The sequence below is a fragment of the Amycolatopsis sp. NPDC051371 genome (genome assembly GCF_040682155.1).
In the GTDB taxonomy this organism is placed as follows: Bacteria; Actinomycetota; Actinomycetes; order Mycobacteriales; family Pseudonocardiaceae; genus Amycolatopsis.
On record NZ_JBFBAG010000102.1, the window covers coordinates 1 to 8,577 of the forward strand.

Consider the following 8,577-nt stretch of genomic DNA (forward strand, 5'->3'; position numbering starts at 1 on the left):
CACCGGCGTGGAGTCCGACGCGCCCATCGTCGTCCGCGACGAGGACGACCCCGGCTGGGCCTCCCGCGGCGCGCACAAACTGCTGGGCGCCCTCGAGGCGTTCGACGGTCTGAGCGTCGAAGGCAAGCGCTGCCTCGACGCAGGCGCGTCCACCGGCGGCTTCACCGACGTCCTGCTCCGCAACGGCGCCGCGACCGTCATCGCCGCCGACGTCGGTCGTGGCCTGCTCGACTGGCGGATCCGCACTGACGAACGTGTAGTGGTCATGGACCGCACCAATGTTCGCAACCTCTCTCCCGACGACCTCGGCGGCCAAGTCGACCTCGTCGTCGGAGACCTTTCCTTCATCTCGCTCAAGCTCGTGCTGCCCGCGCTCGCCGCCTGCGCGCGCGACGGTGCGGACCTGGTGCCGATGGTGAAACCGCAGTTCGAAGTGGGCAAGGACCGGCTCGGCAGCGGCGGTGTCGTCCGCGACCCGGAGCTGCGCGCGGAATCGGTGCTCACCGTCATCGACGAGGCCGCGAAACTGGGGCTCGTGTTGCGCGGCGTCACGGCGAGCCCGCTGCCGGGGCCGTCCGGGAACGTCGAGTACTTCGTGTGGCTGGGCAAAGTCTGTGTCACCGGAGAACGTGTGGCCGAGTCCACTGTGTCCACTGTCGGCACGGTAGACAGGTCTGAGGCCGAGCGGCTCGTCCGAACCGCCGTCGAGGAAGGGCCCGCATGACCACCGACCGTGAAGTTCTCCTCATGGTGCACCCCGATCGCGAAGCGACGGGCGAAGCCGCGCGCGAGGTTTCGGCGCGCTTCGCCAAGGCCGGCATCCGGATCCGGGTGATCGAGGAAGACGTCTGCGCGCTCATCAACCCGGACTCCCACGGCGTCGGGTCGACCTGCACCGTCGTGGACCCCGACGACAACCCCGCCGACGGCGTCGAGCTGGTGTTCGTCCTCGGCGGCGACGGGACACTGCTGCGCGCGGCCGAGCTGGCCCGCCCGGCCGGGGTGCCGGTGCTCGGGGTGAACCTCGGGCGCGTCGGCTTCCTCGCCGAGGCCGACTCGGACGCGCTGGCCGACACCGTGCAACGCGTCGTCGACGGCGACTACCAGGTCGAAGAGCGGATGACCATCGACGTCACGGTCACCCACGACGGTGCCGAGGTCGCCCGCACCTGGGCGCTCAACGAGGCCAGTGTCGAGAAGAGCACGCGCGAGCGGGTCCTCGACGCGCTCATCGAGGTCGACGGCCGGCCGGTGTCCGCCTTCGGCTGCGACGGTGTGCTGTGCGCCACACCGACCGGCTCGACCGCCTACGCGTTCTCGGCGGGCGGCCCGATCATCTGGCCGGACGTCCAGGCGCTGCTGGTGGTGCCGAGCAACGCGCACGCGATGTTCGCGCGGCCGCTGGTCGTCTCGCGGAACTCGGTGATCACCGTCGGGATCGACCCCGACGGCTCGTCCGCCGTCCTGACCTGCGACGGCGGCCGGCTCATCGAGCTGCCGGCGGGGTCCCGCGTGCGCGTGACGTGCGGCAAGACCCCCGTCCGGCTGGTCCGGCTGTGGGACGGCCCGTTCACCGATCGCCTGGTGCAGAAGTTCTCGCTGCCGGTGAAGAGCTGGCGAGAGCGGCACGCGCGTCCCTGCGAGTAAGGACCGCTGGGCGATTCATTCGAACATATCGGCGACTCGCCGGGGTCCCGCGCGCGCAGAGTGTCGGTGGGGGCCGCTACGGTAGGCGGCGTGCTGGCCGAGATGCGCATCCAGGGCCTCGGAGTCATCGAGGACGCCCTGCTGGAACTGCACGCGGGCTTCACCGTCGTGACTGGTGAGACGGGTGCGGGCAAGACCATGGTCGTCACCGGGCTGCATCTGCTGTCCGGGGGCCGAGCCGAGGTGTCCAAGGTCCGGACGGGGATGCTCAAGGCGTTCGTGGAAGGACGGTTCACCTATTCCGGCGTCGAAGGCGCCGAACGGATCGTCACCGAGTCGGGTGCCGACGTCGACGAGGACGGCAGCGTCATCGCGCTGCGGGCCGTCGCCGTCGACGGGCGCTCGCGCGCGCACCTGGGTGGCCGGTCGGTGCCGGTCGGCGTGCTCGCGGAGCTGTCCGAGCAGCTGATCGCGGTGCACGGGCAGAACGACCAGCTGCGGCTGCTGCGCCCGAGCGAGCAGCGCGACGTCATCGACCGGTTCGCCGGCGACGCGGTGGGGAAGCCGCTGAGCGCGTACCGCGAGGTCCGGTCCGAGTGGCTGGCGGTGATCGCCGAGCTGACCGAGCGGTCGACGCGCTCGCGGGAGATGGCCCAGCAGGCCGACCTGCTCAAGCACGGGCTCACCGAGATCGACGCCGTCGCGCCGGAGCCAGGAGAGGACGTCGACCTCACCGCGCAGATCAAGCGGCTCGCGGCGGCCGACGAGCTGCGCGCGGCCGCGACCGAGGCGCACGTCGCCGTGTCGGGCTCGCCGGACGGCGACCCGGAGGTCCCGAGCGCGATGGCGCTGGTTTCCGAGGCGCTGCGGCGGCTCTCGACGTCCGAAGACGGCGTGCTGCGCGAGCTGGCGCCGCGGCTCGAAGAGGCGTCGGTGCTGCTGGCCGACGTCGGGGCCGAGCTGGGTTCCTACGTCGAGACGCTGGACGCCGACCCGGCGCTGCTGGAGCGAGTGCTGGCGCGCCAAGGCGACCTCAAGCGGCTGACCCGCAAGTACGCGGCGGACGTCGACGGCGTGCTCGCCTGGGCCGACGACGCCCGGCGCCGCCTGGAGGGGATGGACACCTCGGAGGAGGCGCTCACCGAGCTGGCGCTGCGGCGCGACCAGCTCGCGGTGCAGCTGGCCGTGCACGCCGCCGAGGTGTCGGCCGCCCGGGAAACGGCGGCGGCCGAGCTCGCGGCGGAGATCACGCGGGAGCTGTCCGGGCTGGCGATGGGCCAGGCCGCGATCGAGGTGACGGTCGAGCAGCGCCCGGCCGAGCACGGCGACACGCACGCGCTGACCCTCGACGGCCGCGCGGTGCACGCGGGCGCGGACGGCGTCGACGACGTCGAGCTGCTGCTGCGGGCCCACGACGGCGCGCCGCCGCTGCCGGTGCACAAGGCCGCCTCGGGCGGTGAGCTGTCGCGGGTGATGCTGGCGATCGAGGTGGTCCTCGCGCACGCGGACACGGTGCAGACCCTGGTGTTCGACGAGGTCGACGCGGGGGTCGGCGGCCGCGCGGCGATCGAGATCGGCCGCCGGCTGGCCCGGCTGGCGCGGACCCACCAGGTCCTGGTGGTGACGCACCTGCCGCAGGTCGCGGCGTTCGCGGACCAGCACCTGGTGGTCGACAAGGGCCACAGCGGCGGGGTGACGCGCAGCGGGGTCAAGAACCTGAGCCAGGCCGAGCGGGTCCACGAGCTGGCGCGGATGCTCGCCGGGATGGACGACACGGAGACGGGTCGCGCGCACGCCGAGGAGCTGCTGGCCACGGCGGAGAAGGCCAAGGCCGAACCGGCTCCGAAGCCCAAGCGGGCCAAGAAGAAGTAGGTCACCGGCCGGCGGAGGTAGCGGTGGGCGGTCTGCCGCGGCTGGTCGTGAGTGAGAAACAGTGTTAGAACACTGTTTCTCACTCACGACCGGCCGCGGCAGCCCACTCTTCGCGGGTGATGGCGTACTCGACCTCGCCGTGCTCCGAACCCGGAGCCGGGTCGTGGAAGTCTTCGAAGTACGTGCGGACGAACGTCATCCCCAGTTTCTCCATCACGCGGCGCGAAGCTTTGTTCACCACCATGGTGGCCGCCGTGACGCGGCGGACCCCCAGCTCCGTGAAGCCCTTGGCGAGCAGCGCCGCCGAGCCTTCGGTCCCGTAGCCCTTGCCCCAGGCCTTCCGGTGCAGCCGGTACCCCAGTTCCGGCTCGTCCGGAGGATCGTGCGGGCGCGGGCGGAAATGGAACCACCCCAGAAAATCGCCGGTGCTCTTCTCGATCGCCGCCCAGAACCCGTAACCGGGGAAACGCTCGTAGTAACCGAGGAAAGCGGGGAGATCCAGCGTGACGATCTCGGTGCGGTCCGCCGGCTGTCCCCCATTGAGGTACTTCATCACGGCCGGGTCGTCGTAGAGTTCGAAGAGCGCGTCGGCGTCGTTCTCGGTGAACCGGCGGAAGATCAGCCGCTCGGTTTCGAGGAATACGTGCATCGGGTGATGCTGTCAGTGACCCCAGAGTGTGGCAATGAAATTACGCGGCGGCGGCGAAAACCTCGCCCAGCGCCAGCGAACCGGCCGCGGTCAGCACGGCGGGCACGCGCGTGCCGCACTTGCCGGGGCTGGCGGGTGCGATCAGGCCGAGCCGCGCGAGACGGTGCACGGTGGACTGGTCGCAGCAGCTCAGGCCGTCGATGAACAGGTCGGGCTCGCAGCTGCAGCTGATCTCGGCGTGGCCCCCGGCCACGGCTCTCAATGTGGCCCGCTCACGGTGGTTCAGTTCCGTTGTCATGGCGGTGCCTCCTTCCCATCGTGCTCATTAGACCGCCCACCACCGACATTTTGCGCCTTTGAGGGTGCGAACCCGGGTATTTCAGGGGAACACTTAGGGGTGGCGTGTCGCACGTACCAGGGTTACCCCGGTGGAAGGGGTTCAAGCGTCGTCTTGCGCAGGTGGCGGAAAACGATCGACGTCCGGAAGCCGACAATCTCCCGGCGCAGGGCGAGCCGGTCGGCGAGGAAAGCGTGCAGGGCGTCGATGTCCGGCGTCGTGACTTCGATCAGGAAATCGTCACTCCCCGCGGTCACGTACACCGAAAGCACCTCCGGCAGCTCCGAGATCGAGCGCTGGAACTCGTCGATCACCGCCCGGCTCAACGGCCGCACCTGCGCCGCGACGAGCGCCCGGACGCCGCGGTTGAGGCTCGCCAGGTCGATGTCGGCGTGGTAGCCGCGGATGACGCCCCGCTCGCGCAGCAGCCGGACGCGTTCGAGGCACGTCGAGGGCGCGATGCCGACCTTCCGGGCGATCTCCCGGTTGGTCTGCCGGGCGTCCTCCTGCAGATGCCGGACGATCGCCGAATCAAGTTCGTCCAGCACGGGGACCTCCTCGGCGTCACCGAATTTCGTTCGGCGACAAGTCGACAGCGTCGATGTTCACTCTAACTTCGGTCGGTATGACCGCACATGAACAGCTTGTCGCGCGGCGTGGCCGTCGATCCGGCGTCACCACGATGGTCGCGATCCACTCGACCGCCCTCGGCCCGGCCGTCGGCGGCTGCCGCCTGAAGCCGTACGCCGACCTCACCCAGGCCGTCGACGACGTCCTGCGCCTCTCGGCCGCGATGACGGCGAAGTGCGCCGTCGCGGGGCTCGCGTTCGGCGGCGGCAAGAGCGTCATCGCGCTGGAGCCCGGACGCGTGCTCTCGCCGGCGGAGCGCCGGGACGTCCTGCTCGACCACGCCGACCTGATCGCCGACTTCGGCGGCACCTACCTGGCCGGCCCGGACGTCGGTACCGGCCCGGCCGACATGCTGGTGCTGCGCGAGGTCTCGGCGTTCGCGTTCTGCACGCCCGAGTCCGCCGGCGGCACCGGCTCGTCCAGCGGCCCGACCGCGGTCGGCGTGCTGGCCGCGCTGCGGGCCGCCGCCACCGCCGCGTTCGGCAGCGCGGACATGGCCGGCCGGCGGGTGGTCGTCAGCGGTTACGGCTCGGTCGGCGCCCACCTGGCCGCGAGCCTCCAGCAGGCCGGCGCCGACGTCGTCGTGTCCGACATCGACCCGGCGAAGCGCGCCGAAGCCGAGCAGCGCGGGCTGAGCTGGGCCGAGCCGGAGAAGGCGCTCACGCTGACGGCGGACGTCGTCATCCCGGCGGCGGTCGGCGGCGTCCTGAGCCCGGAGACGCCGCTGGACACCCCGCTGGTCGTCGGCCCGGCCAACAACCAGCTCACCGGCGACGCCGTCGCGGACGACCTCGCCGCCCGCGGGGTCCTGTGGGTCCCGGACTACGTCGCGAGCGCGGGCGGGATCCTGTACACACTCTCGCGGGAGGCGGAGGGCCTGGACCACGACGCCGCGCTCGGCCGCGTCGAGACGATCGAGAAGACCGTCACCGACCTGCTGGCGGCCGCGAAGGCCCACGCGACCACCCCACTGCACGAGGCGGCCGCGCTGGCCGGACGGCGGCTCACTTCTGGTGCGGCGCCACGTACTCCTTAGCCTCGGGCGCTTCGAACAGCGGCTTGACGTACCGGACGCCGCCCTCGGCGGAGGCGTCCGGGGTCGCCGCGTAGACCTGGCGCGTCGCCGGCGTCCCCGGCTTGGAGAAGTCGAGCGCCGCGACCAGGTCGTCGGTGCTCGCCGACGTCGTCTGCTTGAGCGCCGCGGCGATGCCGTCGCGGGTGAGGTCCTTGTTGTCGCAGGCCTTCTTCAGCACCGCGCCCCACACCTCGCCGACCGCGTAGCCGTAGGGGACACCGCCGTTCGGCGTCTCCTTGTAGGCGGCCTTGAACTTCGCCGCGACGTCCTTGGCCTTCGGCAGGTCGGCCGAGAACGGCACACTGCTGGCGACGACGGTGAGCTTGTCCAGCGCGTTCGCCGCCGGGCTCTTCAGCAGCACCGGGTCGAACGTCGGGTTGTTGCCCAGCACCGGCACATTCAGCCCGAGCGCCTTGTTCGCCGCGACCGCCGATCCGGTCTGCGCGGGCGTGGTGGTCAGCGCGATCAGCTTCACCCCGGCGCCCTTGAGGCCGGTGACGACGTTCGTGAGGTCGCTGTCGGTCGAGGTGATCTTCACTTCTTTGACCGTCAGGTTGTGCTTCTTCGCGTAGAACTGCGAGCCGCGCAGGCCGTTCTTGCCGTACTCGCCGTCGATGTAGACGTGCCCGATCGTGTCGCCGTCCTTGAGCTGCCCCTGCTCCTGCAGGTACGCCAGGCCGTCGATCATCTCCACGTCGTAGGTGGTGCCGACGATCATCACGTACGGGTTGTCGAGCAGCTCCGACGACCACGACGCGGGCGCGGCGACGGCCTTGTCGGTCGCCAGGTTCTGCTTCAGCGCGGCCACCACCGGCGAGCCGAGCAGCTGCACGAACCCGAGCACCTTCGGCTCGATCTGCGGGTACAGCGTCTTCGCCGTGTCGGCCTTGTAGCCGTGGTCGACTTCTTCGAGTTTCACTTGGCGGCCGCAGACGCCGCCGGCGGCGTTGAAGTCCTTGGCCCACAGCTCGTTGCCCTGCGTGACGCCGAGGCCGAGGTTCTTGAAGACGCCGGACTTGTCGGTCATCACGCCGAGCGTCACCTCGGTCGCCGTCACCCCCTTGCCGGTCTTGACGCCGGAGCTGTCCGAGCCGGACGAACCGGAGTCACCCGCCTTCGTGCTGCACGCCGAGAGGACGAGGACGGCCGCCAGCGCCGCCGCCAGGTGTGTGCGTTTCATGATTCCTCCGCGTGGTGACTGGGTTGACGGCGAAAACGTCGCTGCGTGAGCCGGCGGCCGATCGCGGCGAGCCCGCCCGGCTCGAACAGGACGACGAGGATGATCGCGGCGCCGTAGACGAACGAGCTGACCAGGATCGGGGTCAGCGCGCCGTCGCCGGTGCCGGCGAACCAGCCCAGGTCGGCGGAGTACAGGGCGAGCACCTGCGGGAGCCCGTTGACGATCAGCGCGCCGACCAGGGCGCCGGGGACCGAGCCGAGGCCGCCGATGATGACCATCGCGAGGTAGGCGATGGACACGTTGATGCCGTAGGTGCCGAACTCGCTCTCGTCCGGCTTGAGGATGTCGAACCACAGCACCGTCATCGCGCCGGCGAGACCGCCGTAGGCCGACGAGACGGCGAACGCGCCCGCCTTGGCGCGCAGCACGCTGACACCCATCACCGCGGCCGCGGCTTCGTTGTCGCGCACCGCCCGCCAGGACCGCCCGACGCGGCCGCGGACGGCGCCGCGCGCGATCACGTACGCCAGCACGGTGAGCAGCAGGAACAGGTACCACGTGCGTTCGGCCTGCCGGATCGGGACGCCGAGCACGGTGATTTCGGGACCGTCGTTGGTGAACGGGAAGCCGAACAGCGAGAACGGCGCGGGTGCGCGTCCGGTCGAGGTCCCGCCGGTGAGCTCCTCGGCCGACTGTCCGAAGTAGAGGCCGAGGAAGACCAGGGCGAGGGAGGCGACGCCGAGGTAGATCCCGCGCAGCCGCCCGGCCACCGGCGCGAAGGCCAGGCCCAGCAGTGCCGAGACGACCACCGCGCCGAGCAGCGAGAGACCGGGGTCCAGGCCGAAGCCGATGACGCGGTCGTCGCCGATCGGTCCGGAAAGGACGGTGTAGGCGGTGCCGCCGGCGAGCAGGAAGAACGCGTGCGCCAGGGAAAGCTGCCCGGCCTGCCCGACCACCAGCGTCAGCCCGATCGCGCCGACCCCGCCGATCATCATGTACTGGCCGGCCTTGAGCCAGGCGGCGTCGAGGTAGAGCGGCAGGGCGAGCAGGACCACCAGCAGCACGAGCCACGCGACCGGGCGCACCAGTTTCGCGAGGTCACGGCGGGGCCGCGGCGGCTCGGCGGCTTCGGGCAGAGCGTCCACTTCGGACACGGCGCTGTCAGACACGGGTTCGCTCCCTCGTGC

At 71.0% G+C, this 8,577-nt stretch carries 9 protein-coding genes; 4 read left to right on the forward strand and 5 right to left on the reverse strand.

What is annotated here, in order from left to right:
* The 3 genes from AB0M59_RS53170 to recN form a co-directional block, all read left to right on the forward strand.
* The coding region (locus AB0M59_RS53170; RefSeq protein ID WP_364631968.1) for a TlyA family RNA methyltransferase at positions 1 to 724 on the forward strand (724 nt) is incomplete at its 5' end.
* Positions 721 to 1,647 (forward strand): NAD kinase, encoded by a 927-nt coding sequence (locus tag AB0M59_RS53175; RefSeq protein ID WP_364631971.1) that lies wholly within the window; start codon positions 721 to 723, stop codon positions 1,645 to 1,647. The genes AB0M59_RS53170 and AB0M59_RS53175, both read left to right, overlap by 4 nt.
* Positions 1,648 to 1,737: 90 nt before the next feature.
* Positions 1,738 to 3,519: a DNA repair protein RecN gene (gene recN, locus AB0M59_RS53180; RefSeq protein ID WP_364631974.1), complete on the forward strand. Its 1,782-nt coding sequence runs from the start codon at positions 1,738 to 1,740 to the stop codon at positions 3,517 to 3,519.
* A 79-nt stretch (positions 3,520 to 3,598) separates the two neighbouring features.
* On the opposite strand, the gene AB0M59_RS53185 is transcribed toward recN, so the two are convergent.
* The 3 genes from AB0M59_RS53185 to AB0M59_RS53195 form a co-directional block, all read right to left on the reverse strand.
* On the reverse strand, positions 3,599 to 4,168 hold the full coding sequence (locus tag AB0M59_RS53185) for a GNAT family N-acetyltransferase (RefSeq protein ID WP_364631976.1): 570 nt from the start codon (positions 4,166 to 4,168) through the stop codon (positions 3,599 to 3,601).
* A gap of 40 nt (positions 4,169 to 4,208) precedes the next feature.
* On the reverse strand, positions 4,209 to 4,466 hold the full coding sequence (locus AB0M59_RS53190; protein ID WP_364631979.1) for a hypothetical protein: 258 nt from the start codon (positions 4,464 to 4,466) through the stop codon (positions 4,209 to 4,211).
* 122 nt (positions 4,467 to 4,588) lie between these two features.
* Positions 4,589 to 5,050 carry an Lrp/AsnC family transcriptional regulator gene (locus AB0M59_RS53195; RefSeq protein ID WP_364631990.1) on the reverse strand — a complete coding sequence of 154 codons (462 nt, stop codon included), beginning with the start codon at positions 5,048 to 5,050 and terminating at the stop codon, positions 4,589 to 4,591.
* Positions 5,051 to 5,130: 80 nt separating this feature from the next.
* Here AB0M59_RS53195 and AB0M59_RS53200 point away from each other — a divergent pair, with 80 nt between their 5' ends.
* Complete coding sequence (locus tag AB0M59_RS53200; protein WP_364631981.1) at positions 5,131 to 6,171, forward strand: Glu/Leu/Phe/Val dehydrogenase dimerization domain-containing protein; 1,041 nt, start codon at positions 5,131 to 5,133, stop codon at positions 6,169 to 6,171.
* Here AB0M59_RS53200 and AB0M59_RS53205 read toward each other — a convergent pair.
* Both AB0M59_RS53205 and AB0M59_RS53210 read right to left on the reverse strand, forming a co-directional pair.
* The gene (locus AB0M59_RS53205) at positions 6,140 to 7,390 is read right to left on the reverse strand and encodes an ABC transporter substrate-binding protein (protein ID WP_364631984.1); all 1,251 of its coding nucleotides are present in this window, start codon (positions 7,388 to 7,390) and stop codon (positions 6,140 to 6,142) included. The two genes, AB0M59_RS53200 and AB0M59_RS53205, sit on opposite strands and share 32 nt — an antisense overlap.
* Complete coding sequence (locus AB0M59_RS53210) at positions 7,387 to 8,559, reverse strand: branched-chain amino acid ABC transporter permease (RefSeq protein ID WP_364631987.1); 1,173 nt, start codon at positions 8,557 to 8,559, stop codon at positions 7,387 to 7,389. The genes AB0M59_RS53205 and AB0M59_RS53210 overlap by 4 nt, the downstream gene beginning before the upstream one ends.
* Positions 8,560 to 8,577 lie beyond the last annotated feature (18 nt).

What these genes read in the sequence shown, in the direction of transcription:
- AB0M59_RS53175 (WP_364631971.1), top strand. Translation starts at nt 721, where the DNA reads ATGACCACCGACCGTGAAGTTCTCCTCATGGTGCACCCCGATCGCGAA.
- AB0M59_RS53185 (WP_364631976.1), bottom strand. Translation starts at nt 4,168, where the DNA reads ATGCACGTATTCCTCGAAACCGAGCGGCTGATCTTCCGCCGGTTCACC.
- AB0M59_RS53190 (WP_364631979.1), bottom strand. Translation starts at nt 4,466, where the DNA reads ATGACAACGGAACTGAACCACCGTGAGCGGGCCACATTGAGAGCCGTG.
- AB0M59_RS53200 (WP_364631981.1), top strand. Translation starts at nt 5,131, where the DNA reads ATGACCGCACATGAACAGCTTGTCGCGCGGCGTGGCCGTCGATCCGGC.
- AB0M59_RS53205 (WP_364631984.1), bottom strand. Translation starts at nt 7,390, where the DNA reads ATGAAACGCACACACCTGGCGGCGGCGCTGGCGGCCGTCCTCGTCCTC.